The organism is Rhizobium sp. BK251, assembly GCF_004345245.1.
Classification (GTDB): domain Bacteria; phylum Pseudomonadota; class Alphaproteobacteria; order Rhizobiales; family Rhizobiaceae; genus Rhizobium.
The window spans coordinates 32739-57450 of sequence record NZ_SLUQ01000012.1 but is presented as its reverse complement, the minus strand read 5'-3'; the positions used below and the strand labels follow the sequence as shown (position 1 = coordinate 57450).

Annotated in this window: 31 protein-coding genes and 1 pseudogene; 19 read left to right on the top strand and 13 right to left on the bottom strand. The window is 57.3% G+C overall.

Translation table 11 applies throughout. The features are described 5' to 3' along the window. Window positions 1-228: 228 nt before the first annotated feature. The 3 genes from EV286_RS27040 to EV286_RS27030 all read right to left on the bottom strand — a co-directional run bounded on the left by EV286_RS27040 (window position 229) and on the right by EV286_RS27030 (window position 2313). Window positions 229-762, bottom strand: coding sequence for a hypothetical protein (locus tag EV286_RS27040; RefSeq protein ID WP_132960354.1), 534 nt, complete (start codon window positions 760-762; stop codon window positions 229-231). 109 nt (window positions 763-871) lie between these two features. Then, a complete protein-coding gene (locus EV286_RS27035) occupies window positions 872-2026 on the bottom strand; it encodes a site-specific integrase (RefSeq protein WP_132960353.1) in 1155 nt (384 codons plus the stop codon). Further along, window positions 2026-2313, bottom strand: coding sequence for a hypothetical protein (locus EV286_RS27030; protein ID WP_132960352.1), 288 nt, complete (start codon window positions 2311-2313; stop codon window positions 2026-2028). Before EV286_RS27030 ends, EV286_RS27035 begins: the two co-directional genes overlap by 1 nt. Window positions 2314-2481: 168 nt before the next feature. On the opposite strand from EV286_RS27030, the gene EV286_RS27025 reads away from it, so the two are divergent. From EV286_RS27025 to EV286_RS32815, 10 genes are all read left to right on the top strand, one after another. Continuing rightward, window positions 2482-3639 carry an RHE_PE00001 family protein gene (locus EV286_RS27025; protein ID WP_132960351.1) on the top strand — a complete coding sequence of 386 codons (1158 nt, stop codon included), beginning with the start codon at window positions 2482-2484 and terminating at the stop codon, window positions 3637-3639. Window positions 3640-3753: 114 nt separating this feature from the next. Continuing rightward, window positions 3754-3891, top strand: a complete 138-nt coding sequence (locus EV286_RS32895) for a hypothetical protein (RefSeq protein WP_348633585.1) — start codon at window positions 3754-3756, stop codon at window positions 3889-3891. A 172-nt stretch (window positions 3892-4063) separates the two neighbouring features. Next, window positions 4064-4405, top strand: coding sequence for a helix-turn-helix domain-containing protein (locus EV286_RS27015; RefSeq protein WP_165932960.1), 342 nt, complete (start codon window positions 4064-4066; stop codon window positions 4403-4405). Between the two features lie 165 nt (window positions 4406-4570). Further along, entirely contained in the window at window positions 4571-5959 is a 1389-nt protein-coding gene (locus EV286_RS27010; RefSeq protein WP_245500844.1) for an N-6 DNA methylase, read from the top strand. Further along, window positions 5956-7665, top strand: a complete 1710-nt coding sequence (locus EV286_RS27005) for a restriction endonuclease subunit S (protein ID WP_132960349.1) — start codon at window positions 5956-5958, stop codon at window positions 7663-7665. Before EV286_RS27010 ends, EV286_RS27005 begins: the two co-directional genes overlap by 4 nt. After that, window positions 7655-9223, top strand: a complete 1569-nt coding sequence (locus EV286_RS27000; RefSeq protein WP_165932959.1) for an AAA family ATPase — start codon at window positions 7655-7657, stop codon at window positions 9221-9223. The genes EV286_RS27005 and EV286_RS27000 overlap by 11 nt, the downstream gene beginning before the upstream one ends. Next, window positions 9220-10005 carry a hypothetical protein gene (locus tag EV286_RS26995; protein WP_132960347.1) on the top strand — a complete coding sequence of 262 codons (786 nt, stop codon included), beginning with the start codon at window positions 9220-9222 and terminating at the stop codon, window positions 10003-10005. The genes EV286_RS27000 and EV286_RS26995 overlap by 4 nt, the downstream gene beginning before the upstream one ends. A 249-nt stretch (window positions 10006-10254) precedes the next feature. Beyond that, complete coding sequence (locus tag EV286_RS26990) at window positions 10255-11448, top strand: XRE family transcriptional regulator (RefSeq protein ID WP_132960346.1); 1194 nt, start codon at window positions 10255-10257, stop codon at window positions 11446-11448. Window positions 11449-11457: 9 nt separating this feature from the next. Further along, on the top strand, window positions 11458-11952 hold the full coding sequence (locus EV286_RS26985) for a DUF4411 family protein (RefSeq protein ID WP_132960345.1): 495 nt from the start codon (window positions 11458-11460) through the stop codon (window positions 11950-11952). 255 nt (window positions 11953-12207) lie between these two features. Beyond that, window positions 12208-12390, top strand: coding sequence for a hypothetical protein (locus EV286_RS32815; protein ID WP_281041122.1), 183 nt, complete (start codon window positions 12208-12210; stop codon window positions 12388-12390). On the opposite strand, the gene sigJ is transcribed toward EV286_RS32815, so the two are convergent. Then, window positions 12387-13274: an RNA polymerase sigma factor SigJ gene (gene sigJ / locus EV286_RS26975; RefSeq protein ID WP_132960344.1), complete on the bottom strand. Its 888-nt coding sequence runs from the start codon at window positions 13272-13274 to the stop codon at window positions 12387-12389. The genes EV286_RS32815 and sigJ overlap by 4 nt on opposite strands. A gap of 220 nt (window positions 13275-13494) precedes the next feature. Here sigJ and EV286_RS26970 point away from each other — a divergent pair, with 220 nt between their 5' ends. The 3 genes from EV286_RS26970 (at window position 13495) to EV286_RS26960 (ending at window position 15570) form a co-directional block, all read left to right on the top strand. Next, on the top strand, window positions 13495-13950 hold the full coding sequence (locus EV286_RS26970; RefSeq protein WP_132960343.1) for a carboxymuconolactone decarboxylase family protein: 456 nt from the start codon (window positions 13495-13497) through the stop codon (window positions 13948-13950). A 462-nt stretch (window positions 13951-14412) separates the two neighbouring features. Beyond that, window positions 14413-14649, top strand: a complete 237-nt coding sequence (locus EV286_RS32140) for a hypothetical protein (RefSeq protein WP_165932958.1) — start codon at window positions 14413-14415, stop codon at window positions 14647-14649. A gap of 432 nt (window positions 14650-15081) precedes the next feature. Then, window positions 15082-15570 (top strand): invasion associated locus B family protein, encoded by a 489-nt coding sequence (locus tag EV286_RS26960; protein ID WP_132960342.1) that lies wholly within the window; start codon window positions 15082-15084, stop codon window positions 15568-15570. 479 nt (window positions 15571-16049) lie between these two features. Here EV286_RS26960 and EV286_RS32810 read toward each other — a convergent pair whose 3' ends face one another. Then, a complete protein-coding gene (locus tag EV286_RS32810; RefSeq protein ID WP_281041117.1) occupies window positions 16050-16178 on the bottom strand; it encodes a hypothetical protein in 129 nt (42 codons plus the stop codon). A 71-nt stretch (window positions 16179-16249) separates the two neighbouring features. On the opposite strand from EV286_RS32810, the gene EV286_RS26950 reads away from it, so the two are divergent. Continuing rightward, complete coding sequence (locus tag EV286_RS26950; protein ID WP_132960341.1) at window positions 16250-16672, top strand: response regulator; 423 nt, start codon at window positions 16250-16252, stop codon at window positions 16670-16672. 15 nt (window positions 16673-16687) lie between these two features. Next, window positions 16688-16990, top strand: coding sequence for a hypothetical protein (locus EV286_RS26945; RefSeq protein ID WP_132960340.1), 303 nt, complete (start codon window positions 16688-16690; stop codon window positions 16988-16990). Between the two features lie 87 nt (window positions 16991-17077). Here EV286_RS26945 and EV286_RS26940 read toward each other — a convergent pair whose 3' ends face one another. Both EV286_RS26940 and EV286_RS26935 read right to left on the bottom strand, forming a co-directional pair. Next, window positions 17078-17494 (bottom strand): hypothetical protein, encoded by a 417-nt coding sequence (locus EV286_RS26940; protein WP_132960339.1) that lies wholly within the window; start codon window positions 17492-17494, stop codon window positions 17078-17080. A gap of 89 nt (window positions 17495-17583) precedes the next feature. Continuing rightward, window positions 17584-18024: a MarR family transcriptional regulator gene (locus tag EV286_RS26935; RefSeq protein ID WP_132960338.1), complete on the bottom strand. Its 441-nt coding sequence runs from the start codon at window positions 18022-18024 to the stop codon at window positions 17584-17586. A gap of 214 nt (window positions 18025-18238) precedes the next feature. Between EV286_RS26935 and EV286_RS26930 the strand changes: the two genes are divergently transcribed. Continuing rightward, complete coding sequence (locus EV286_RS26930) at window positions 18239-18451, top strand: hypothetical protein (protein WP_132960337.1); 213 nt, start codon at window positions 18239-18241, stop codon at window positions 18449-18451. A 30-nt stretch (window positions 18452-18481) separates the two neighbouring features. Further along, window positions 18482-18688: a hypothetical protein gene (locus tag EV286_RS26925; RefSeq protein ID WP_132960336.1), complete on the top strand. Its 207-nt coding sequence runs from the start codon at window positions 18482-18484 to the stop codon at window positions 18686-18688. 16 nt (window positions 18689-18704) lie between these two features. On the opposite strand, the gene EV286_RS32325 is transcribed toward EV286_RS26925, so the two are convergent. From EV286_RS32325 to EV286_RS26905, 3 genes and pseudogenes are all read right to left on the bottom strand, one after another. Next, entirely contained in the window at window positions 18705-19178 is a 474-nt protein-coding gene (locus EV286_RS32325) for a hypothetical protein (protein ID WP_207909935.1), read from the bottom strand. A 215-nt stretch (window positions 19179-19393) separates the two neighbouring features. Beyond that, entirely contained in the window at window positions 19394-19780 is a 387-nt protein-coding gene (locus EV286_RS26915; protein WP_132960455.1) for a GFA family protein, read from the bottom strand. A gap of 274 nt (window positions 19781-20054) precedes the next feature. Next, window positions 20055-20375 (bottom strand): annotated as a pseudogene (locus tag EV286_RS26905) (chloride channel protein); the annotation flags it as partial. 175 nt (window positions 20376-20550) lie between these two features. Between EV286_RS26905 and EV286_RS26900 the strand changes: the two are divergent. Together EV286_RS26900 and EV286_RS26895 are read left to right on the top strand one after the other, a co-directional pair. Then, the gene (locus tag EV286_RS26900; RefSeq protein WP_132960335.1) at window positions 20551-20982 is read left to right on the top strand and encodes a transcriptional regulator; all 432 of its coding nucleotides are present in this window, start codon (window positions 20551-20553) and stop codon (window positions 20980-20982) included. Between the two features lie 128 nt (window positions 20983-21110). After that, window positions 21111-21659 carry a hypothetical protein gene (locus tag EV286_RS26895; RefSeq protein WP_132960334.1) on the top strand — a complete coding sequence of 183 codons (549 nt, stop codon included), beginning with the start codon at window positions 21111-21113 and terminating at the stop codon, window positions 21657-21659. Between the two features lie 107 nt (window positions 21660-21766). Here the strand turns inward: EV286_RS26895 and EV286_RS32805 are convergent, their stop codons facing one another. The 3 genes from EV286_RS32805 to EV286_RS26885 form a co-directional block, all read right to left on the bottom strand. Continuing rightward, window positions 21767-22540, bottom strand: a complete 774-nt coding sequence (locus EV286_RS32805; RefSeq protein WP_281041116.1) for a Na+/H+ antiporter NhaA — start codon at window positions 22538-22540, stop codon at window positions 21767-21769. Window positions 22541-22563: 23 nt separating this feature from the next. Continuing rightward, window positions 22564-23007 carry a Na+/H+ antiporter NhaA gene (locus EV286_RS32800; RefSeq protein WP_281041121.1) on the bottom strand — a complete coding sequence of 148 codons (444 nt, stop codon included), beginning with the start codon at window positions 23005-23007 and terminating at the stop codon, window positions 22564-22566. 490 nt (window positions 23008-23497) lie between these two features. Beyond that, window positions 23498-24277 (bottom strand): HAD hydrolase-like protein, encoded by a 780-nt coding sequence (locus EV286_RS26885; RefSeq protein WP_132960332.1) that lies wholly within the window; start codon window positions 24275-24277, stop codon window positions 23498-23500. Between the last annotated feature and the right edge of the window lie 435 nt (window positions 24278-24712).

Here is a 24712-nt window from a genome sequence, read left to right as displayed (position 1 = left end):
TTCCCCTGTTCTCTGACGCGGCGGAAGAGGGGCAGCTGCAACAAATTTGGTTGACGGATTGACCCTCGCATACGGGGAAAGGACAGCTGTTTGGAATGTCCGCAGCGAAGAAGAGTGTACGCGCCGAACCAATCACGGGCGAAAAGGAAAGTAAACGTCCCGTGTTTCCAGCCGCATTAGGCATACCCATGGTGTTTAGGGACTGAGACTAACGCGTCACGCAAAATCTTATCTGGCCCAGATCTTCCACCATTGTCTCTTCTGCCCCTGGAGAGTGACGAAGAGTGGCTTCGCCGTTGGCGAAGGCGCAGTGATCTCGTGTGCTGGCTCGCAGCAATAAGGTCGCCACGCGCCATCGGCATTCTTTTCAAATGCAGTGAGATCTATTCCGCTGTCGGAAAACCGATCATTCGTAGCCGTAGGCATCTCGAAGCGCCAGAAAAGATACGCTATTCCCTCGTGGAAACCGTCATCCCAACTTTCGTGAAAGCCGGCCTTCTGCAGTTCCGACTTGTTGCAGCGCAACAATTGTGATGGTTCACGGCGTGAAGTGTCGAAATCCTCCTGTTGGCATTTTGTCGCTTCGGCCGAGGTGGCGAAAAAGCAAATTCGATAAACACGACTTTGGGGTTCGCGCTGTGTGGCGGCCTTGAGCACCGCATGCGGAAAGTCTGTTGTGGTCCAGCCTCTGGCACGAAATATGCCGTTTGTAATTGAGTGAAGATGGTCGTTAAAATCCACTCGGTATAGAAATTCTGGCACGTGTCCTCGCTGTGAAGTTGCGACTCCGCGATACCGAAAATTCGCTTCCAAATCGCTAACCGAATTGGCCGATTTTGGTTCAATCCGCGAAAGAAGCGCGAACAGCGCACTAAAGAAGCCTTGCCGCGCGTCCGCTGCGCCGGGCTGCACTGTTGTAGTAGCTCGAGGCCTGCTGCACAGAGCGATGCCGCGACTGTTCCATGGCTTCGGGAAGGGGAATGCCGCGGTTAGCCGCCTCGGTGAGGTAGCCAGAACGAAGCCCATGTGCGGAAAACTGCCCAGCCTCCATCCCGGCCATTTCCACCCGCTGCTTGATAATCGCATTGACCGACTGCGGATCGAGCGCCCGCCGCGACACGGTTCCCCAACGCCCGATCCCGCGAAACACGCTCCCGTTCTCGATTTTGGCCGCCGCCATCCAGGCATTGAGCGCCTCGACCGGCCGACCGGTCAGATAGACGACATCGTCCTGTTCGCCGGAGGTGGTTTTGGTGCGACCGAGATGGATGGCGAGAGAGGGGAGGGGGGCGCCATTCTCGAGCGGGATCGGCGGCTCGACGGTTAGTTGTTCACGGCGCAACCCCGAGATTTCGCTCCGCCGCCGGCCACCGGAGGCAAAGGCGACCATCAGGATCGCCCGGTCCCGCAGATCGCGGAGACTGTCGGTCGCGCAGGTGGCCAGCAGTGTGGCCAGGACGTCTGATGTGACCGCCTTAGCGCTCTTGCGAAGACGTTGTCTTGGCGCGGCTCGGATTGCCAGCCGAATGGCTGATTTCAGGGCAGGGGAGGTGAAAGCGCCACTCAGGCCGCGCCATTTCGTCAGCGTCGACCAGTTCGCCAGCCGCCGGCGCACCGTTGCCGGCGCGTGCGGTCCGACCGATTTTAGAAACCCCTGGTGCCGAAGCTTTTCGTCGACGTCGGCCGGCATGCCGTGATCCGCATCGGTCTCGCGGTGTTGCGGGTCCCAAAGGTGATGGGCGACGAATTTCAACAGCAGCGCCTCGGGCGCCGGCCAGGGCAGGGAGCGTCCGGTTGCGGCCAAGCACCAAGCCTCCAGATAAGCCAGATCAGACGTCAGGGCCCGCAGGGTGTTGTCGCCCATGCCCTGGTTGACGAGATGGCGTAGCGTCTCGACATCCTGGTCGGTGAGCAGTTCGGCGAGCTCGTCGCGGCGATCCATCGGCAGGACAGAGGCGATGGTATCGAGTTCTTCGGCGCGGCGCTCAACGGCGGACTGGGTAGCCAATTTCTTCGGGGCCGCCATCAGTCGATCTCGACATGCGGTCGCCAGCGGCGGATGATCTGAATAATCTCCGGCTTGTAGGCATTGGGATAGGACAACGTCTCCTCGCGGGCAATGAAGGTGAAGATGGTGATGATGTCCTCGCAGATTTCGCGATCGAGATCGGCCAGGTCAGTCAGGTCGAAGCCGCCATGCACGCCGGCATTCCACCATGCGAGCAGGAAATTGCCGACGCGCCGGCTCTGCCCGGTGTCGCCGTGCGCGACGTTGAGGAGCTTTTCGAGAGCGAACCGGACGCGATCCTCCATGGAAAGGCCTTTGCGGAGCGGGATTTGGCCCAGATTCGGTGGATTCGCGGCCTCTGTCAATCTACCATCGATAAACGGTGGTTATCGATGGTTATAACCCCGTCCGGCAATCATACCATGTGGCGAACCAAAATATTCATATAGAGTTCCTTTAGGAAATCGTTTACCATGATATCAATGGCTTACGATGTTTCAAAAATCAGCATGACAGCCCTGATGCGGCCGGCTTTCGACGCCGGTGTCGCGCTCACCCGTCTGGATGAGCGCATCGCCCGCTCGACCGTCGACGCCGGCTTCCTCGAACGCCAACACTTCGCCGATGCCTGCGCCTCGCTGTGGATCGACGGCGAGCTCGTCCATCTCGAAGACCTCGTCCTCCATGACGCCACCCGCGACATTCGCACGCCCACCCACGAGCTCACCATCGCGCGCGACGTTTTGCGAACCCGCCGGCGCATTTCCGGGCAGTCGCCGGATTGGGCACTGTCGGCCGACGGTGTCCGGGCGCTCCGACAGACATCGGAAATCACGCCGGTCAGCGCGGGTGAGGCGGAGACAGCCGGCGTCATTCGGCGCGCGGCCCCGATCGATGCGGAAGGAGAGGGGGAGGAAGTGGATGACGTTGAAAATCTGCCCGGCGTCGACCTCGCGGCCATCGATGCGACGCTGGCGCGGTCGTCGGCCGCGATCGAGCACGCCACACGGCCCGGCCGCGGCGGCGGCCACGCGACGGCCAGCCGTCCCGAAAAGGATCCGATGATCTACGATCTCGATTGGGACGAAGATGTGCGGCTCGACGAATGGCGCGCCTTCTTGCGCGAGGTCGAAACCCTGCCGGCGATACTGCAGGCCATCGTCGCCCTCGATGCCTGGAACGAACTATCTGTGCTTCAGCACGCGCCCTGGCTCGGGCGGCTGTTTGCCGCCTCGATCCTGCGGGAAGCCGGCATCACCACCGGCGCTCATCTCGCCGCTGTCAATCTCGGCCTCAAAACTATTCCGGTCGATCGGCGCCGGCATCGCGATCGTGAAACACGACTGCTGGCCATTGCACAAGGTCTCATCGCGGCCGCCGAGATCGGCATGAAAGAACATGACCGGCTGGTGCTGGCGCGAAAAATGTTCGAGCGAAAGCTGGAGGGGCGGCGGACGTCGTCAAAATTGCCGGAACTGGTCGAACTGGTCATGGCAAAGCCGTTGGTGTCGGCCGGGATGGTGGCCAAAACGCTGGACGTAACGCCGCAGGCGGCGCGGCGGATCGTTTTGGAGCTTGGCCTGCGCGAGATGACGGGCAGGGGGAGGTTTCGGGCTTGGGGCGTGATTTGAACTAAAGCGTCAATCTGCGCGGCGCTGGATGCATCGTCCCCGGGCCGCACAGCCCAACGCCGGGTGCACCCTACACCTATGTGACGAAGCCACACTTCCTCTCGGCGTTTCGGCATGGAGACGCTGCGCGACTTGTGGAACATCGAAGCGCTCGATGACGCCGGACTGTTGAGCCGACATGCAGTTCAAAATGAAATCGCCGCCTCGATGGACGACGAAAGCGAAGCGCAAGAAGAATTCTTTACCGAGTGATGCTTATGCTTTCCAGTCGCTTTGCCGTGAGCGCCGGGCTAAAAACCATCAATATCGATGCCTGAAGCGGGGCGTCCAGACTTGGGATTCTAGAGGCCGAGCGGTCGCAGCAATTGACGTCACGATCCTGCGGGATTAATAAGATTTTATTAACACAGGAATGGGGGTTGGAATGGCGAAACTGCTAGCAACTTTTCCACAAAAGCCGGCAGCTTCTATTGAAGCGGTTCTGACCGGGTTGAAGATTGGGCCTCGAGACACGTTCAAGATTACCGGATCATCGAACATACTCTCAGTTCACATCAAAAAGCCGAACGGCGCCGTTCACTCGGCTAAGTTGAAGGCAAAGGGTAGCTTCCAACAGCTCACGTCGTTCGATCCTGCGACATTAAGCATCAAAGAGCGGAGGAACCTGACGAAGCAGCTCTATGCCGACGGTATGTCCCAAGCTGAAATCGGGAATATGCTCGGCGTCTCGCAGGCGACAATTTCGCTCGATCTAAGAAAGAAATAGATCGCGCGTTCGGATCTGCGGGCTCGGGATTTTGCCGGCCGGCTTCCGGGGTCTCTTTCTGCCCTATTACAGCTAATACATAACAGGACTTCGCTTTTGTCTAATTCATCTTCCGCAATGGTGACGAAGCTTTGGCGCCTTTGCAGTCTCCTGCGCAAAGATGGGGTGACCTATCCGCAGTATGTGACGGAACTCACATATCTCATCTTTCTGAAGCTCGCTTCCGAACGCGGCGATGGCATGGTTCGTATGCCGACAGGATGTAGCTGGAGTGACTTGATCGCAACACCGGATCAAATGCTTCTCGATCGATATCGTGAGGTGCTGTCGTTGTTGGCCACATCGGCGCAGAGCCGAGTGATGCAGGTTATCTTCACAGAGGCGAAAACAGTCGTCCGGGAGCCAAGCACACTCAGGCGGCTCGTGGAGGCTATCGACGAAGAGGGGTGGGACTCTGATAAACGAGATACATTCGGTGACGCTTACGAGGGGCTTCTTCAGAAGAACGCTGAGGAGACCAAGCGAGGGGCGGGTCAGTATTTTACGCCTCGGCCGCTAGTTGATGCTATTGTAGACGTTCTGCGTCCCCAACCTGGCGAAGTAATACAGGACCCGGCCGCCGGGACCGGCGGCTTCCTTATAGCTGCCGATCGCGCGATTAAGAAAATGGAGGGGGAGTTATCCGACGGCGAGCGGCATTTTCAGACTAAAAGCGCTTTACGAGGCGTCGAAAATGTCATCGATACGTTTCGATTGCTTTGCATGAACCTGTATTTGCACGGTATCGAGTCGGACTACATCTTCGTGGGCGATACTCTTTCGTCTCTCGGGTCAGATCCCGCGCTGAGCAATGCGGATGTAATCCTTTCGAACCCACCGTTCGGTCCTTCTGGAGGAGTTTCGTCCCGAGTGGACCTTTTGATAACCGCCAAGTCCACGACCTTTCAGCTTCCTTTCGTTGAGCATTGTATGAGAGCGTTGGCTCCCGGTGGGCGCGCGGCAGTTATTGTGCCAGATAACGTTCTCTTTGAAGGAGGGAGGGGACAGCTTCTTCGCCGGACCCTCATGCGAGACTTCGATCTCCATACGATCCTGCGCCTTCCGACGGGTATTTTCTATGCTCAGGGGGTAAGAACCAATGTCTTGTTCTTTAACCGCCCAGCAGAACCCACGGAAGCTGAAGCCACGGACGGCACCTGGATTTTTGATCTGCGCGCGCCAAGCGCCTCGGAGCAAGGCGGCAATTCTTTCGCTGATGGACTTGCCCAATTCGTCATCGCTTACGGCAGCGATCCGAGGGGGCACGCTCCGCGCTCGGAGACTGAGTTCAACGGCAGGTTTCGTAGATTTACGCGCGAAGCCATCGCCGAACGAGATGACGATTTGTATATTACATGGCTTAATGAGGAAGATGAATTCGAAGAGGAATTAGAGTTCGCTGCGCCCGACGACGTTGCCGCAGTTGTCGAGCGGCATCTTCTTACTGCTTTGACTGAAATCCGATCTCTAATAGATGAACTTAATTCTGACGACCCTGCGGGCCTCGTATCATGAACTTGCCCAAGAACTGGACGACCTGCAAGTTCCAGGATCTGCTTGCGCCAGATCCGAATTCGATAGCGGACGGCCCATTCGGTAGCGCCCTAAAATCTTCAGACTACACGGAGAGCGGATGCCGGGTTATTCGATTGAACAACATCGGTGCGGGAGCTTTTGTCGATGACAATAAAGCCTTTATCGACTTGCGGCGATTTGAGTCGCTGAGACGTCATGAAGCGCGTGCCGGAGATCTGATTACGGCGGCACTTGGCGATCCGCTGGGAAGAACATGTCAGGTACCTGACGGAATTGGTCCAGCTATAGTGAAGGCTGACTGCTTTCGGTCACGATTGCACGATCGCGTAAGCGCCAGTTTGATCATGCATTGGCTCAATAGCCCTGCATTGCGACGCTATTTCAGCGACAATGGTAAGGGTGTGGGACGTATTCGCATCACCCTGTCAGCGTTGCGTAGCGCGCAATTACCGTTGCCGCCAGAGCATGAGCAAAGAGAGTTGGCTATACGCTTAGATGCACTGGTCGGCCGGGCGCGCTCGGCGAAGGCGGAGGCGATCAGCGCGTACAAAGCGTCGCAAGCGCTTAGGATGAGCGCGTTGCGAGCCGGCGTAACCGGGGAGCTCTCGTCACGCTGGCGAGCTAATAGCCGTTCAATCGAGTCAGCTCAGGAACTGGTGCGTCGAGTCGCAGAGCCGGAACCATCTCGAGGTGGGCGCAAGGCCACTGATAAAACGATCGCTGGAGTAGCCGCAATCGCGGTAAATAATCCTGGCTCGGAGCTTCCGAGAGGATGGGCGTGGATTTCGCTATTGAGGCTCGCGCGGCAGGAAACAGGGCACACGCCCAGCCGGCAACACAGTGAATACTGGGGCGGTGGGATCAATTGGCTCGGCATTAGAGATGCGCGGAAACACCATGGAGCAGTGATAGATCGGACTGCTCAAACGATTACAGCGGCGGGATTGGAGGCGTCCTCCGCTCGGATCTTACCAGCGCAAACTGTCTGTCTTTCTCGGACAGCATCCGTCGGTTATGTAACGATCCTCGGGCAGCCTATGGCTACAAGTCAGGATTTTGCGACATGGACTTGTTCGCCCGCGCTTCTTCCTGAATTTCTAATGTACGCGCTTATGGCTGAGGGGAAAGCTTTGCTGCGATTTGGGCGGGGGACCACGCACACAACTATCTATTTTCCAGAGCTAAGAGCGTTCCATATTGCTCTCCCCCCAATCGAAGAGCAGCATGAGATAGTAGCTCGAATCCGGCGGCTGTTACATCACGCAGATGTACTGGCCACTGAAGCCGATCGCGCAGCGCGCGTAGCAGACGATTTGGTTTCTAGGGCTGTCGCTCACGCTATGGCAGGAGGATTTCGAACAACGTCCTCGAAAGGGAGCGCTTCGGAGCTTCTTGCTCAAATCGCCGATGATAGAAGTATGCAAGCAAAGGCGCTGAAATCAATGCCTAAAGTCCGCGACCAAAGCAACGTTAGAAGCTTGGATAACATGGGGAGTACGCAGAATATCGTATCGGGGCTTGGCCTCGTTGCAGCCATTGTCTCGTCGGGCGGAAAGATGCGCGCGGACGCTCTGTGGCAACAAAGCGGGCTTCCTATTGAAGAGTTCTATCGATTATTGCGCGACGAGATCGCCGCTGGGCGCGTCCGTGAATCGGGGGACAAGGAGCACCTCGTTGCGCATTGATCGTCTATCCGTTCGAGGCTTTAAGAATCTAGCTGACATCTCGATTGATTTTGACACGTCACGCTTGGAGACGGTCATCATTGGACAGAATGGCACTGGAAAGTCCAACGTTCTGGAGGCTCTCGCTACAATATTCCGCGACCTAGACGATCCACGTAGAGAAACAGAATTCCCTTACGCGATTGAATATCAGTGCAAAAGTCGGACAGTTTCGATTGATTACCGCTATAGTGCCCCAGATACCGTTTCGGTATCAGTGGATGGCCAGCCAAGCACTCTCGCCATGGTTAAAAGGCGCGATGCTGGTCTCCTGCCCAATCATGTTTTTGGGTATTATTCGGGTGAATCAGATCGCTTCCGTAAGATTTTCGACCCGCCCCAGAAGCGCTATTATGATGCCGCCATCGAACCTGGAGCGGACGAAGAACTCGACCCCAGAACATCTGAGCTACGCAGACTGTTCTACGTCCGAGAGCGCTATGGAGCTTTAGCGCTCCTCACGTATTTCGCGTTTCCTGATACGGGTGCCCAGCAATTTTTGAAAAAAAACCTTGGTGTAGGAAAATTTGACTCGGCCTTGCTTACGCTCAGGCAAACGGATTGGGGCAAACGAAAACCCTCCAGCGAGATTCTTAAAAAGTCTGATCCAAGATTCTGGTATGCCCGTGGAATTGTCCGGAAGCTGTTGAGCGGCTTATGGGAACACGCGCTGGTTCCAATTCGAACTAAGTCGAGCGTGCGAGAAGATTACCGACGGAAGGGCATAAACGAAGAACAGATATTCATCTTCCTACGAGACGAACCCACCCTCAGAAGGCTTGCGGAACCGTTCGGCAATGAGCAAGCGTTCTTCGCCTATTTAGAGACGCTGGATCTCTCGGATTTGATTCGAGAGATACGAATCTGGGTCGAACGCGAAGGTGCTGATGGTCCCATTCCGTTTCATGAGATTAGCGACGGAGAAAAGCAGCTATTGAGCGTTCTTGGGATGATGCGCTTTGCGGCGCATAATGAATCCTTGTTTCTGTTAGATGAGCCCGACACCCACCTGAACCCGGCATGGAAATGGAACTACCTCACATTCATCAAACAAGTTGCCGGGCGCAACGAGAATTGCCACGTTGTCTTAACCAGCCATGACCCTCTCACGATTGCCGGATTAGAAAAGACCCAGGTTCAAGTCCTTTATCGGAACAGCGAAGGGCAGGTGAAGGCGAGCCAACCAGTTGTGGATCCGAAAGGCCTTGGTGTTTCGGGAGTCCTCCGCCAGATCTTCGGAATGGCGACCACGCTCGACCCCGCGACACAGCAGACCGTCGAGAAGCGGAACACGTTGCTGTCTTTGGAAACTAGGGATCCGGAACAAGAGCGAGAACTAGTTAAATTGAACCGTGAGTTAGATGAATTCGGGCTGTCATATCAAAGTAACGACCCGGATTACGACGGTTATCTGCGCGCCCTTCACAAGGAAAATCTAAGCCGCGACCGCGCTTTTTCACCAGAAGAAATTGATGCTCAGAATGAATTCATGCAGAAGATCGTCGAGGGTCTTAAGTGAAGTACATCAGCTTTCCTGTGACTGCCGTGGAAGATGCATGGATCAAGCGAGCAACGAAAGCCACAGAGGACGCCGCAGCAAAACCGGAAGACGAGCGCGCGGCATACATAACAGGACGGTCTGCCATTTGGACTGCGCTCAAACCTGCGCTTGAAGGGCTTTCCGACGGTAAGTGTTGGTATACGGAGGCAAAGGACAAAGCGTCGTTCTGGCAAGTGGATCACTTCAGGCCCAAAAGCCTGTATCCTTGGCTAGCATTCGAATGGCGCAACATGAGACTGGCCGGTGGTGTGCCGAACATTGCCAAGCGAGATAGCTTTCCGCTCAAGGCGGGCTCCGTACAAGCGACATCTGACAATCCATCGATCGAGCCGGAGGTGCCCCTTCTATTAGATCCGACTCGGTGGGGAGATCCTGATCTTCTGACGTTCAACGCGAACGGCGAACCTACAAGTGCGACTCCATCCGACGGAGACGCTACGGAGCGTGTAGCGGCTACCATTAAAGTCTTTGAGCTCGATGGGGAAAAATTGTGTGCAGGCCGCCGTGATAAATGGCGTTTGTGCGAACGGAAGCTAAAAGCGCTCCGAAAAATCATCGAGGAACAACGGCACCAGAACAACACGGATGCGGTGGATCACTTGAAGGAAGTCTGCCACGATATCGAAATGCTTTATGCGGACAGGGCGGAGTTTACCGCGACGGCCTGGGCATGCGCTAAGGAATTGAACGCCGAGAAAATCGTGGGACTTGCACGGGAATTAGCGCAAGCTGCCGCCTAGCGCGCTACAGAAATCTCGCACTGCCAATGTGCCTGTACGTTCAGCGGGCGCTCACCAACTAGGTTGCGATCAAGGTGTCTGTTCGTTGTCGTCGCGAATCGCTCCGCTCGATCCATCGCCGGTGCGACATCAGAGACCAAGTGCTATTCGGATAGGGGTGGCTGCGGTCTAGCCCGGCACCTATATCTTTCGTAACGATTGCATGATCAAACTGAACGAAGTAACGGTTTGCGTGAGCAGAGGTGAAAGGTGCCAAAGGTCAACCCATTGATCCTGCGTTGGGCGCGCGAGACCGCGGGGCTCAGTGTAGAAGATGCTGCCGATAAGCTCGGTATTGGCGATGTACGCGGTATTGCGGGCAGCGATCGGCTTGCCATGCTTGAAGACGGCCAGCTCGAGCCGACCCGTTCGCAGCTGATCAGGATGTCGACACAATACCGGCGCCCGCTGCTCACCTTCTATCTTGCTGAACCGCCGGCACGCGCTGCGCGTGGGGAAGATTTCAGGACCCTTCCCGATGAATATGCGCGGCGCGATGTGGCGCTGGTAGATACGCTGTTGCGCGAAGTTCGCGCTCGTCAGGAAATGGTGCGCTCATTGCTCGAGAGCGAGGAAGAGGCCGAACGACTCGATTTCGTGGCCTCTTATGATATTCGCCGTGGAGCGGAAGGCTTGGCCACGGCGATCAGCGAGCGCCTGGGTCTCAGCCTCCAGTCTTTCCGGTCCGGTAATGGTCGAGGCACGTCCAAAGGGTTTGCCTATCTGCGCGAACACGCAGAGGCCGCGGGGATTTTCGTGCTGTTGATCGGCAATCTGGGAAGTCACCACAGCGCTCTCAATGTCGAGCTGTTCAGAGGTTTCGCGCTTTCCGACAAAGTCGCGCCGTTCGTTGTGATCAACGACCAAGACAGCGAGCAGGCATGGTCGTTCACGTTGCTGCACGAACTCGCCCATATCTGGCTCGGCCAGACAGGTGTGAGCGGCGGCCGGCCGACATCGACTATTGAAACCTTCTGCAATGATGTGGCGGGTCGTATTCTGCTGCCTTCTGCCGAGATCGCCGGCGAGGTTGCGTTGCGCAGAGCGCGCCAGGACGTCGTGATTGCGCGTATTGCCGAAATCGCGGAGCCACGACAGGTCAGCCATTCGATGGTCGCCTACAAGCTCTACCGCGAAGGGATCATCGACCAAGCCATGTGGTCGTCCGTCACGGCTGTCTTCCGGAAGCAGTGGCTCAACAACAAAGCAGCTCAAAGAGCACGCGCGCGTGAAAACGAAGGTGGGCCGAGCTACTATCTCGTTCGTCGCCACAGGCTCGGCAATCGCCTTCTGAGTCTTTCGAAGCGGATGCTTGCAGACGGAGCCCTGTCGCCTTCCAAGGCGGCGGCGATCCTCGGCGTGAAGCCGAATAACGTCTTCTCGCTGACCGACGGCGTGGCTTAAGGGGGCGGTTTGTATCTTCTCGACGCGAACGTCCTTATTACGGCGCATAATCTTTACTACCCGATTCAGCGCGTTCCCGAATTCTGGGACTGGCTTGTCCATATGGGCGAGACCGGCGAGCTAAAAATTCCGGTCGAAATCCTTGAGGAAATCACCGAGGGTTCGGAACTGGCGCAATGGTTGAATGAGGGTGACAATTATGACGCCCTTAAGCTGGATCAGGATGTCGATCCGGCTCTCGTTCAGACCGTTATCGAAAAGTATGCGCCCGACCTCAACGACGCCGAGATTATCGAGGTTGGCCGTGACCCATTCCTGATTGCCCATGCATTTGCACATCGCGCCGACCGTATCGTCGTGACAGTCGAGGCGTCCAAACCGAGTACAAAACGGGCAAATCGCAGGATACCGGATGTTTGCAACGATCTCGAAGTGCGCTGGTGCGACAGCTTTGAGATGCTGACGGCTTTGAATTTCACGACCGGCTGGCGCTCACAGCTCTGATCGCAAATAAGAGGATATATTCGACCACTCGCGGTAATTGTCGGCTCTCCAAGAAATTGTCGTGGATTCAGCCAGTTGACCATCTCATGGATGGGGCCGTAAGTTCGCTCCCGTTCAAGAGCATGAAGTCATTGACTGATTGCCTTTGGTTAAGAAGCCTGCTCTCCAGCGAGAAGCTTTGTCTAGTCGATCGTTCTGTCCGTTGCATCTGCAAGAGTCCTGTTCTTGGGCGGTTCATCCCCTAGCAGCGCGCTCATGAACATGGATCGGTTGGTGATGTTCTCTCGCCACGATCCAATCCGCAGCCAAGCATCGGGAAAATTGGCGGGACGCAAAACTCCTGTGACGGGCGGCTACTCCGGAATTGGCCGCGCAGCAGAGATTGCGATTGCGCGCGAGGCCGCCCATTCGCAGATGGCGCTGCGGCGGCGGGTCTAAACGTTTACATGCGTCAGCTTATCCGGGTTTTTGACGATATAGATCGCGAAGATCTTTCCGTCGCGAATGCCCAGAGCTGTCGTTTGTAAAACGCCGATGGGATCAAGGCTTACAAATCCTGGTAAGCCGTCGATAATCGCGGTTCGCAGCAAGGTCGGCGTAGTTGCTGCCTTCCGCTGAGCGGAAACGAACAGTCGCAGTGCGCGCTCCTGGCCGCGAATGACTTCCCGGAATGCCAGCACCTTGCCGCCGCCGTCGCTATGGATCTCGACATCGCGCGCAAGCAACGTCGAAAGTGCGGTGACATCGCCATCACGCGACGCAGCAAAAAAAGCACGCGCAATTCCGTCAGCCTCTTCCGGCCCCACGCTGTACCGTGATCGTGCGTTCTGTACATTCTTGCGTGCGCGCGAAGCAAGTTGCCGAACGGCGGCCGGCTCACGATCAAGTACGACGGCAACCTCGGTCAGCGCTAGGTCGAACACGTCGTGGAGCAGAAAGGCTGCCCGTTCTAGCGGCGAAAGTCGCTCCAACGCCAACATCAGTGTCACAGTTACATCGTCAGCAACGGTTTCATGCGTATCAAGCGGCTCGACCAATGGCTCCGGCAACCATGGGCCGACGTATATTTCGCGGCGCGCTCGCGCGGACTTCAACCGATCCAGGCATAACCGGGTGACGATGCGCGTGAGATAGGCGGTCGGGGTGCGGACTTCGTCTTCAACGCGTTCCCAGCGCAACCACGCATCCTGCAGCACATCTTCCGCTTCAGTGATCGATCCCAGCATCCGTCGGCCTAGGCGCAGCAGGCGCTTACTCTCTCGCGCGAATTCTATGACTCTTTCATCTCCAAGCGACGTACAAGAGCTCGCTTCATTGGCCATCGCCGCCTCACCGACTTTGTTAGTCCTATCTGTCTTGTTCGCACCGTGTTGCCCCATGCCACTTTCCCGCACCCGACCGCCTCGCGTCTGGACGCGCCAGATCGCGCGAGTGTGACATGGCGCCCGCAAAAAATAAAATCAGGTGGAGATGTCACGCCTCCTATCGCCGCGTCGTCAACCGAGCAGCGCCGCCTGTTGGCGCCAATTCAAGGAGACCATCATGAATGAGACCACGCGCCTCAACTGGTACGAGGTAGCACCCGCTGGAGCCAAGGCCCTGTTCGGCATCCATCACTATGTCACGCACAACACGAACCTGCCTGAGGAACTTATCCATCTGGTGTTCTTGCGCGTATCGCAGATCAACGGCTGCGCCCATTGTATCGACCTCCACACCCGCGATCTGCTGAAGACCATGGCGGCCGACAAAGTTACTTTGGTTCCTGTATGGGAAGAGGTCCCGCACCTTTTCTCAGAGGTGTACTGCGCAGCGCTGGCCTGGGCCGAGGAGGTGACGCTTGTCAGCGAGACGCATGCATCCGACGAAGCCTATGCTGCTGTTTCGGCAGTTTTCGGGCCTAAAGATTTGGTGGATCTCACAATCACCATCGCGGCCATGAACGCCTTCAACCGGCTCGGCGCTCCCTTCCGGCTGCCGGTGAAGGCGCAGCCCTGACGATGCGCGGGCGCCGTTGTTTTGCTGCGACGGCGCTGCTGACTTCTCTGTTCGCGTGCGTTTAACCCCGTTCGCCTGCAGAGGTACAGAGGAACGTGTTGGATAAGGAAGGGTCATTCGAGCTCGAACTTGGCCCTATGGAGTTGCTCTAGGCGTCGAACCGTGACTTCAAAATCCGAGCTCTAATTGATCATCAACGCCTTAGCAGCAGAACCCGACAGAACCGGGGCGGTGAAGCCGTTTCTTTACGACCTGGAAGATGGTTGATGGCATTGATGGTTTCCCGCTCGACACCAGTTTCGGTTCTGTCCAAGGAGTTTTTCTTAAGGATGCAGAGACTGCTAGGCGACCGGTGTCGCCGAACCGTCACGCAGTTCGGCAAGGAGGTGCAGCGCCCGCCAATTTTTAGCGAGGGCCAATTGGCCGAACACTTGATTACCCTGGAGGAACTCGTCCACACATGTGCCCGAGAGCGCCCGCCAGGCGATCGCCTCCGAACTCGTGTCACTCGCATCGGCCGACGGTGACCTGCACGCGGACGAGGTTAGGAAGCTCGAAGCGATCTTCAAGCGGATGGGCATCGACCAGAAGTCCCTCTACGAACGGCTTCACGCGGGCACCAGTACCACGCGCGCCGCCGGGGCAATGGGCCAAGCGCCGACATGGGTTGCGCCATGGAATGTGCGCCATGCGGTGTAGCCGTCGCTCACCAATATGCCGCGGTCGTCACCGACAGGGCTTCTCTTTTCCAAAAAGGGTTGAAACGGCGTCGCTCGATGATTTATATCACGATGTGATATTGTTGTGACCGGAGCTTGACGTCATCGTGTCAGATCCAACCAATCCCCGGCGTCTGCCGACTGATGAGGTCCTTGCGGACCGCTTGGGCCTCTCGAGAAAAGAATTCCAACGCTACCGTCTGCAGAACCTCGTTTCGGTTTCGACGACTTCCGCGACCGGGAGCGACGGATCCTTGGTCACCTGCCAGCTTGGTAACCGGATCTGGGAAGGTGTTGTCGTGAATGGGAGCGTCACCTCCGAACAGGTCAGATTCCTGCGCGGAAAGCGTGCGGGCAGCTCACCTTCCACGGTGCGTCGTGAACCCTGATCTGAATTGATGAAAGGAAAATAATGAAGAAACTTGTCGGTCTCCTCATCGCCTTATCGATTCCCCTCACCGCCCAGGCTGCGCCCAGAATGGTCTCCCAGACCGGCGACTGGGGCGTCTACTCCTTCAAAAGAGATGGAAAGCTCGTGTGCTACGCGCTGTCGGTGCCCAAGGAATCCAGACCCTCCGACGTCGATCACGGAAAGAACTATTTCCTTATCGCGCCAGCTGAAAAAGGTGGCGGCAACGAGCCAGAGGCGGTCCTCGGCTACCCAGTGCGGGCCGGATCGCCGGTGCAGGTTTCAGTTGGCGGGAAGAAGTTCAAGATGTTCGTAAAGGACAATACCGCCTGGGTCGCGGACGCGGCGCGGGAACCTGAATTCATCAACGCGCTTCGATCCGGAAGCCAGATGACCTTGCAGGCGACCTCGGCGAGAGGAACGCGTACCAGCTACGACTATTCGCTGTCAGGAGTATCGGCTGCCTTGGAGCGGGTCGCTCGCTGCAACTGAAGCAGGGCTCAACCGATCCCAAACGCCGCTTTGTTATCGGGCGTCGCGACTTCTCGAAGCCGGTGCGTCGGGGTTCGCCCCTTTCCCGAAAGCAGCAGGTCGAGTTCGTGCTTCGAATTCCCAAACCTTCGCAAAAGGCGCTCCGCTTCGTGTCGGTCGATGTCGTAGCGTCGCCGCAGGCTTGCAACATCGTATCTGGGTTCCATCACCGATGGGAGAGGGCTCTGTTCTTGTCGGGAACGCGGCATGATAAAAACTCCTTCAAAGGAGTAATGGACCCGGCGCCTGTGCGGTTCCAAGCTCTTTAGAATATATCACGTGATGATGAAAATTGCGGTTAGATCTGAAAGAGGGCGTAGATCGCGCCGCCCCAGATTGCGGCGACGAACAGAGCGACACCCGCCAGGAAGAGTTTGACGTCAGGGGACATGATCAACCGTCAACGCGGCCTCCCGCCCAGTGTTTTGCACATCCCACGATCAGTTCGAGGTCAATATAGCCGCAGCTTGAGACACTTCGGACGAAGGCTCACCGGGGATCGATGCGATGGCGAACATGACTGCGACATAGCTTGCGAACACGGCGGAAAGGATGGCGCTCTTGGTCATTGGTTCGCTCCTTTGTATCATGTGATGACATTCTTTAACCCTTCGCCCATAATGTCAATCCTGAATGCAGCATGAACGATTGGGGAGGCGAGCGGCTTTTGGAAAAGATTCTGGTCGTGGAGGACGACGCGCTGATCGCCGCGGACGTTCAGGATATGGTGGCGAGCTCCGGCTACGAGGTCGTGGGAATTGCCGATAGTTTCGAAAGCGCTCAGCGGCTCGCCCCGTTTGCGACCATCGCCCTGGTCGACGTCAACCTTCGCGACGGAGCCACCGGACCGAGGATTGCGCAGTACCTCGCGAACGAGTTCGGCGTCTCGGTGGTCATGGTTACCGCCAACGCGGAAATGATCGTCACCGATCTGTCAAAAGTCATCGGTCTGATATCGAAGCCTGCCCAGCCGAAACTGATCGGTAGCGTGATTGAGTACCTGAGGACGATTCGCGAAGGCGGGCGCCGCTCGCCGCCAGAAGGGATGCGCGTCTTCGCGTAAACGAGGGGCGATAACATGATCGACAGACGCGCAGAACTCGGTCTCTGGGTGGGCCGGCTTGAAATCATTCTGATCGAACGAGGAGTTCTGAACGAGGACGGCGAGTTGGCCTCCAATGTCGGACCGCAGTTCCCCAAGGACGTCGAAGAGGCGCTGGATGGTTTCATCGAGAACCCAGTGGAGCTTGTCGGCCTCCTCAAGGTCTGTCGCGACGCTCGCGATGGACGGCCGTTGTCTCCAGCTGTCCTGATGGCAGCACATCTCATGACCAAGGAGATACTGTTGGCATTGCAAGAGGCCTTGGCCGCCGGACGGTAGGGGCTGTTTCAAAGAAAATGGCCCGTCCGAAATCATTTCGGACGGGCCTCGCGCCAACCAGGTGATCTCATCACGCCCGGTCGATGCCTAGCTGTCAGTCACTGCCGCATCTCCTCCCGATCGCGGTAGTTCCTTCATCTTGAGGAGCTGGTCGGCGCAGGTATCGGCCGCATTCGTGACGGTTCCGTCGATCCCGTCGATCTTCGCCCAGCCGCCTTGGGTGATATAGTCGTCGCGCTGCCACGAAGACTTTGCCTGCAGGGCCTTGAGATTATGCTCGGCGTCGGTCGCGGTGACAAAGTTATGGACGCAGATGCTCGCGACCAGATCCGCCTTCGCGTTGCGGACGGCAATCTCGGTCATGACCTTAGCCCTGCCTGACGTCGTCCAGCCGCCCCAGGTGAAGCCGAGCACCATCGTCAGGGCGCAGGCGCCGACGATCGACCAACTCCAGAGAGTCTTGGAAGGCCGGTATCCGGACCAGCCACTTTCGCCATTTTGCATAGCTGTTCTCCTCTGTTTTTATATCATGACATGATACAAAATGAGAATGAGAGGTCAAGCACACTGCGATCAAAAAATGGTGACGCCGTTCAGGCGAGTTCGGTCACCTGTCGCAGTCGCGCAAGGGATTCTGCCAATAGTGGTTCATTCTCGAGCATACCGTCGACATGGATCTTCGCCAGAGCTTCAAGAACTGTCTCACCCCTCGGCGTCATACCGATCAGTACGCTTCGCTTGTCGTCTTCGGCGGGTATCCGCTCTGTCAGACCTGCCGAACACATGCGGTCAACGAGCTGGACCGCGCCGTTGTGGTGCATCAGCATCTGTCCTGCGAGATCGCGAAGCTTGATCTGTCGGCCGGGCGCCGTCCGGACGACGAGCAGAACCTGATATTGATGGGAGGTCACCCCCGCCTCGGCAAGCGCCGCCTCGCTGAACGACAGGAACCGCCGCATGGCGAGCCGGAAGCCTGCGAGGCCATCATAGACGTCGTCAGCCAGGCCGGATGTCCGGCGTCCCGATCGAGGCATTGATTAGTCCTTCCAAAATGTCATGATGTGATATAAATGACGGACCACGTCAGGAGAACGGTTCGCGAGTGCCACCGATGCCGAAGACAGTGCAAAGCACCGGGCATCGACTTATCACTCGCGGACCATATTCTCCTGATGGTGGCAAAAAGACTGTGCCTATTTCGTGACGTCGCGAGAAAATTACATCGTGTTTGGAAACCGCAGACCCGGAATGCAGCCATCTGAGACCAATCGTTTCGGCGTACGGGTCGAAGGGGATGGCACCTGGACGGTGTTCGACGTCTTCACCGGCTGGCCGGCGGATTATGTCGGACGGTTTCTCGACGGACTGGACGAGGGCGTCGCCGATAGCCTTTGCGCCGTCGTAAACGCGTTGGACAAGTGCCGCCGAAAGACGTTGAGCGGTCGAACGAGCCATCTCTAGCTCAATTCCAGGCCCGAAACATCTGCGAGGTTGCCTTTCTATCCCTCGAAGCTATCTGATCTTGTCTCGAAGAAGGGGACGCCATGGTCGATATCGGTTCTGGCGCGGCGGCAGATCTGGTTCAGAGCGACGCTTTTCTCCGTCGCAGCGGTTGCCACCGCCCCGCTGCTGATCGGCACCTTCATCGGCGTGGCGTCGACCAAGATCAACGCATTGCCCTCGGCGACGGTTTACTGACGCACATCTGCCAGACCTATGTGTCGCGATGCCGCCTGCAAGCGCCGTTAGGGGGCCAGAGGGCAAGGTGGCCGAGCCTTGAAGGCCACAGTCCCAGATCGTCTTGCACCGCAATCGGCAACGCGTCCCTCTGCCTGACCAGCAGGGCGTGGTGGATTGCGGTTTCGAGCGGCTCCGCTTCGCTTTGGTGAGGTTGGCCTTTGATTACGAGTTTGCCGGTTGTCCTGACGTCGTCGCCCGCGACGACGATGACGTGCCCCGGATAGGCCGAGGCGGTTCGGCTATCGACCAGGTCGAATTTTTGCATCTGTTTGCCATTTTCGATGTCTTCGGCCTCCGACGCAGTTTCCGAAATTATCTCGGACCCCACCTCTTCGATGGTTTTTCCGGCCTCTCGGAGCGCGACGATCCTTGCAATTGTGGCATAAGCCGTCGGATCGCTTCGGTTAACCGCCGAACGTCTGCACCACTCGTCAAGCAGAAGGCTCACAGCCACGAGCTCACGCGCGTCAGTCCTCGGGGCGTCCGGTCGGCGAAGGAAGGCAGGGGTAATGAACCCAAGGACCTTCAGGCCTATCGCTGCGGCTGAAAATATCATGCCGTGATATTAATTCAACTTTTGACGTGAGGAAAATGACAATACTGCGAGCGGTCGCGCTGCTTGGGCAAGCGGAGCCGGGCATCAGTCAAGGACTCGCTGGAATGTCAGTCTCTGCCGGGCAGGTCGAACCCCACCCATCTCAGGCGACTCTCCTCGTATACGCTCTGCGTAGGAACCATGGAAGACGGCTCTTCAAGGCATCCCAATGCGACCGCGACGAGATCTTTCCGGAACTCCGGCATCCAATAGACCGTCGACCCGCAGGCCAGGCAGAACCTGAACTCGATCGATCTTCCGCTGTCGCCCAGTCTTTTATAACTATTCGAGGCTCCGGAAGCCGCCACCTTCTCCCTGTCGAAGAAGACCGCCACCCCGAATGCGCTGCCCGTGCGTCGCTGGCATTCCCGGCAGTGGCAGGCGGAGATCTTGACGGGTTCTCCCTCGGCCCTGATCGAAAGCTGGCCGCAGGAACAACTGCCTTTTCGCTTCACTGCCTCCATAGTGTGCTCCTCCATATGATCTGTGTCGCTCCCGAAGGCGCTGCGAGAGCTACTTCGAGGTTTGTCGCCGCCTTTGCTTGTCGAGTGCATTCATGACGATGCACAGGGACGTCGATCCGTCCTCGTTCATTTGAGTTGTCGGACGTCCGTGGTAGTCCGCCGCGAGCCCGGTGAACAGATCGAAGATCGTCTAGGAGCCGTCATGTTCGCGGCGAGTAGAATACCGGTCAGTGAGATAGTCGCGCATGGCCGTGGGTTGTCTGTATCACGTTCGAGTTGATTCCGGTTCCTTCTCCGCAGGCCGCCGTGCCCGGATCGACGCCGCGATGAAGGCGCGCGAGAGGCCATGATAGAGCGGTTCGCGGGAGAGAATGCGCGAGATCATGTAGCCGATCATCGAGACTGCCACGATCGGGATGACGGCCTGGTGGTCGCCAGTCATTTCCAGGATGATGACGAAAGCGGTCATCGGCGCCTGTACGACGCCGGCAAAATACCCGGCCATGCCGAGGATCGCGGCGAGCGCGATGCTGGTGCCGAGCAGTGATCCGACCGTGCTGCCGAAGCCGGCGCCAACGGTAATGGATCTCAAGTCCCTTGCCCGCGATGTCGAGGAAGACGGAATGCCCTTCGCGCCGGATACCCACGCGGTGAAAACGTCCGATAGCGGCACGTCTCGATCAAAAGCCGCGCCGGAAATGCCCTTGTTGACACCATCGGTTGGGTAGCACACAACTACAAGCGTGACAGAGGAGACAATCATGGCCGACGAAATCGATACGATGACCAATTCTGATGCGCCGGCCATTGTGGAATTGCCAGCCGCAGCGAAGAAGCAGCGCAGACCTCGTGGGAAAAATGCTGCTCCGCAGGCCGCCTCGGCTAATGGTGCAGCCGAACCAGCCGTCGATTCGACCGGCGGGCCCGAAAAGCAGAATCGCGGACGCAAGACCAAGTCAGTCGACAGCGCCAGCTCCACAAAGAGCGCATCGGTGAAACGCGCTCCGAAGGCCGTCCAGGCGAACCCAGCCGCACCAACGGCACCTTCCGTGTCGCCAGTGGTAGCAGAAGCGGGTGACGAGATGGCGGATCTCCTGCAGCTGGAAGAAGAGAACCAGAAGCTGCGCAAGCTGCTGGCCGAAAAGCTCCGCGCGGAAAACGCGGATCTGCGTAGACGTCTGAAGCTCGATTGAGAAACAACTGGCGGCCAATCGCTGACCGCATTCCCATGGTTATCATGAGGGGTAAGTGACAGCGGTCACTGACGCTACCAGAGCGTCAGCCCGCAGGCGGCATGCCGGTTAAACGCAAGGTCGAATGAATGGCGTCTCCCTGGAAATTCCTTACCCGACTTGTGTCGCCGCGGCGCCAGCCAAAGCAAGACGATCGCTCGAACGAAGAGGTAGTGCCAGGGGCACTGGCAATCGCTGGTCCGACCGAGACCGCAGTCGAGGAGAACTTCCATATTGCCGATCAGCCTCCAGGCGAACAACCGCAGGCCGTCGATCGATCCGATGCGGTTCCGGCACAGCCTGAACAATCCGGCGAAACCCGCGACGAGGCTCTGGATAGTGTGGAAAGCGATCGTGCCAGGATCGCGCCAGCCGCTGACCCAGTCTTACCTAATGTCGGTGTTACTGCTGCGAAGGTCGATAAGACTTCCAAGGCTGCGGTCCCCAAACCAAGGACTCGCGCAAAAACGGTTGAAACTGCGGAGGTCATTTCACAAGTCTCTCCAACCGTTCCCTCCGATGCTGATGAGATGACGAACCTGGACCACGAGATCAACGCACTCCGGACCCAGTTGGCGAACAAGCTCCGACTGCAGAATGCTCAGTTAAAGAAGATGCTGGAACGTTTCGAGCGCTGAACTGCTGGCTATTCTTGTCGAAGTCAAAGCCCTGCCGCTTTCGTCAGCCCCAAGCAGTAATGGGGTCGAGGATTAGGATCTCATCAAGAGCATGACTTAGTCAGGGCTTATTGACGTCTTCGGATCGCAAAGAGGCGACCTGCTGCGACCGAAATGAAAGCCGCGGCAAACGAAAAAAGTGCTCCCATCTTTGCCGCATCCTGAATGTCGCCGGCTGGAAAAGCAACGCTTGCGACGAACAGGGAAACGGTGAAACCGATTGCCGCGACGCAGCCAAGGACAATAAGGTCCTTGAAACCCATGCCCGCCGGCAGGCCGAGGCCCAAGAGATGGGCTGCGATAAAGCCGAAGATTGCAATCCCGAGCGGCTTGCCGATGATGAGCCCCGCCGCTACCAACAGGGTTGCCTCTCCGAAGGCGGAAAACTCGACCCCCGCATTTGCCAACCCGAACAGAAACAGGACGATCTGAACAGGACCCTTGAGGGCATGTTCGATAACGTTGAGCAAATCTGCCCGTTGTCCTTCCGCTTCCGCAAAAATCCCGAACTCGATGTCGGAATGCGGTATGGCCGGGATGATGGGCAGCAAGCCGAGTGCCGGATGAATGCCGGCCTGATGGAAGCCGTACCAGCTGATCGCGCCGGCAACAGCATAAGGCCAGAAGGAGAGACGGTTTCGCACCCAGGTCGATGCGTCTTTGCCTGAACGCCGCGCGTCAAGCATGCGGGGCAGGCGGTTGGCAAGGAAATAGACCGCAAGCGCAGCCGACGTTGACAAAAGAAGCCACGCCGGCGCCAGGTCGCCCTGAGGGTAGAAGATGGCCAGAATGGCGAGCCCCGCGGCGTCGTCGGCGATCGCCAGAAGAAGCAGGAAGGTCACGGCTGGATGACGCGCACCGAATATCAGGCGACCGACCAGATAGGAAATGCGATATCCGTCGCCGTTGGAATGGCCCAGCCACGCGCCAGCAATGCCATCTTGCCGATGACTGCGGCACCTGAAAGATAGACGAACGCCGGACCAAGCATACCGCCCGCGGTGGCGATCAATGGCGTCAACGCCTTCTTGCCGCGAAGCGCTCCGCCCTTGAGAGCAACAGCCTCCCACACCTCCTTGCCGGCCAATGCCATGAGCACGTCATTGATCAGGAAATGAAGGCTAAGCTGGTGTGACGGCGGTTCTGCGGATGAGACGTCAACCGCTCCTATCGGCGCAGACTGCCAAAAAGAATAATCGATGAGTGCGTGGTAGGTTGTCGGGGATACATTCGCCCATATCAACGCGCTGAGCGCTCCAACGATGAGGAGAAGGGAGTATTTCCCAAGTCGTCTCCAGACGCGATACATCATCAATGGCTTTCATCTGATATTGCAAGGTCGGAGAGCGGATGACCGCTGCGGAAAAGCCGGGCGATGAGCCCGGCTTCCGTTTGGTTACTTCTTTGCCGCCTGCAAGCTTTCTGTTTAACGCATCCTTCTCGACCGACCGGTGACCTCGAGGGAAGTTGCGCCTCAGGAGAAACGGCGGCCACTGTCATCGCAAGGCGGTGGCCACTTATGCAAGCATTGCTCTTGTATCGATGTTGCGAACGAGAAATTACACGCGGGGCGGTGGTTCGATTCTCATCAAGACCTTAGTGTTTTGCTAGAACTCCTCCGCATCCGGTCGTTGTTTCTCGCGGCGTTGAAACTTCGCCTGAGCTTGCGCAAGAATCGCAAACTCCACCGCGCAGCGCAGTTGACGTCGAGGTGCTACCACAGGCGCATAGGAAAGATCGTTTGTGGGGCCTCCTCGACGTAACGTCCAACCGCCTCAGCCCGGAGCTTGAATCGCCCGTTACGGTAATCTTTGATCAATAGCGATAAGCAGGTCAGGTATTTCAGCAATGCTATCAACTACGAAGTCAGCCTGCGGCAAATGTGAACGAGGTAAGCGGCCCTTGCCCGTTTGGACCATTGCGGAGCGCGCTCCGATTGCGCAAGCGCCCTGGATATCTGTTGCCTGATCGTCCCCCACGACGAGTGTCGTTGCGGCTTTGCCGCCAAATTCAGCAAGCGCTCCGGCGAAGAAAACCGAAGACGGTTTGCCTGATAGTATTGCGGACTGGCCGGACGCCGCCTCCAAAGCAGCAATGTAAGCGCCGGCGTCAAGAGCATGCCCAGTGGGCGACTGCCATCGTAGGTTGCGTTGAAGCGCTAGGAGGCGGGCACCATTCAGCAGTAATCCGAGCGCAGCGTTAAGCGTCTGGTAGCTAAAGCCTTCGCCGACATCGCCGACAACGACGTAGTCCGGTTGGATCCGGTCGAGCTTGAGATCACCAAACAGGTGCTGCACACCCCTAGGCAACAGAATATCGGTGAAACTTGCGCACTCGCTTTGGAGAAATTGTACTGCTGCGGTCGCTGAGGTTCGAATGTCGCGTGCCGTAATGTCCTCGAAGCCAAGATTGCAAAGCTCATCAGCAACAACCTCAGGCGCTCGAGAGCTAATGTTTGTCAGCAACCTTACCTGTTTTCCGGTACGCTTGAGCTTGCTGATGGCCTCCGGCGCTCCCGCGACAGCGCCCCCATTTTCGATCAGCGTGCCCTCAACATCAATGAGCAAGGTTTGGATCATGGCGATTTGTGAGCGAGGGCAATGAAGGACGCATTGCGGCTGACAGGTAAAATATCGCTAGTCCTCCTACGGCTATGGTCGAACGATCCATTCCAGCACCAAGCCACATGAACGCAACATAGCGGCAAATACAACAGAAGGAAGATAGCAACGAGCCGACGCGAAATGAAATTTCTCGCCCCTGTTTTGGTGGATTTTCAACCCGTCCCCCGTGCTGCCACCGATTTGGTGAAGCGCGTGTCTTCGAGAGCGATTTGCATCTCGACGGCGCTCCCATGCAAAATTTGCCTCATCGTGGATCCGTTCGGGCAGATGAGAAAAGTGCGCCATAAACTGCTGCAATCAGACAGGTAGCCTAAAGACATTCGCAAGGTATACTCAGGCTCTACCTTCGCGCTCCGTAGGTACTTCGTAAAAACCGATAATCCGCTTGAA

Excerpts from the sequence above, each read along its gene's own strand:
- EV286_RS27035 (WP_132960353.1), bottom strand. The coding sequence starts at position 2,026 with ATGGCGGCCCCGAAGAAATTGGCTACCCAGTCCGCCGTTGAGCGCCGC.
- EV286_RS27030 (WP_132960352.1), bottom strand. The coding sequence starts at position 2,313 with ATGGAGGATCGCGTCCGGTTCGCTCTCGAAAAGCTCCTCAACGTCGCG.
- EV286_RS27025 (WP_132960351.1), top strand. The coding sequence starts at position 2,482 with ATGATATCAATGGCTTACGATGTTTCAAAAATCAGCATGACAGCCCTG.
- EV286_RS32895 (WP_348633585.1), top strand. The coding sequence starts at position 3,754 with ATGGAGACGCTGCGCGACTTGTGGAACATCGAAGCGCTCGATGACGCC.
- EV286_RS27015 (WP_165932960.1), top strand. The coding sequence starts at position 4,064 with ATGGCGAAACTGCTAGCAACTTTTCCACAAAAGCCGGCAGCTTCTATT.
- EV286_RS27005 (WP_132960349.1), top strand. The coding sequence starts at position 5,956 with ATGAACTTGCCCAAGAACTGGACGACCTGCAAGTTCCAGGATCTGCTT.
- EV286_RS32815 (WP_281041122.1), top strand. The coding sequence starts at position 12,208 with ATGAACATGGATCGGTTGGTGATGTTCTCTCGCCACGATCCAATCCGC.
- sigJ (WP_132960344.1), bottom strand. The coding sequence starts at position 13,274 with ATGGCCAATGAAGCGAGCTCTTGTACGTCGCTTGGAGATGAAAGAGTC.
- EV286_RS26970 (WP_132960343.1), top strand. The coding sequence starts at position 13,495 with ATGAATGAGACCACGCGCCTCAACTGGTACGAGGTAGCACCCGCTGGA.
- EV286_RS26960 (WP_132960342.1), top strand. The coding sequence starts at position 15,082 with ATGAAGAAACTTGTCGGTCTCCTCATCGCCTTATCGATTCCCCTCACC.
- EV286_RS32810 (WP_281041117.1), bottom strand. The coding sequence starts at position 16,178 with ATGACCAAGAGCGCCATCCTTTCCGCCGTGTTCGCAAGCTATGTCGCA.
- EV286_RS26950 (WP_132960341.1), top strand. The coding sequence starts at position 16,250 with ATGAACGATTGGGGAGGCGAGCGGCTTTTGGAAAAGATTCTGGTCGTG.
- EV286_RS26945 (WP_132960340.1), top strand. The coding sequence starts at position 16,688 with ATGATCGACAGACGCGCAGAACTCGGTCTCTGGGTGGGCCGGCTTGAA.
- EV286_RS26940 (WP_132960339.1), bottom strand. The coding sequence starts at position 17,494 with ATGCAAAATGGCGAAAGTGGCTGGTCCGGATACCGGCCTTCCAAGACT.
- EV286_RS26935 (WP_132960338.1), bottom strand. The coding sequence starts at position 18,024 with ATGCCTCGATCGGGACGCCGGACATCCGGCCTGGCTGACGACGTCTAT.
- EV286_RS26930 (WP_132960337.1), top strand. The coding sequence starts at position 18,239 with ATGCAGCCATCTGAGACCAATCGTTTCGGCGTACGGGTCGAAGGGGAT.
- EV286_RS26900 (WP_132960335.1), top strand. The coding sequence starts at position 20,551 with ATGGCCGACGAAATCGATACGATGACCAATTCTGATGCGCCGGCCATT.
- EV286_RS26895 (WP_132960334.1), top strand. The coding sequence starts at position 21,111 with ATGGCGTCTCCCTGGAAATTCCTTACCCGACTTGTGTCGCCGCGGCGC.
- EV286_RS32800 (WP_281041121.1), bottom strand. The coding sequence starts at position 23,007 with ATGTATCGCGTCTGGAGACGACTTGGGAAATACTCCCTTCTCCTCATC.
- EV286_RS26885 (WP_132960332.1), bottom strand. The coding sequence starts at position 24,277 with ATGATCCAAACCTTGCTCATTGATGTTGAGGGCACGCTGATCGAAAAT.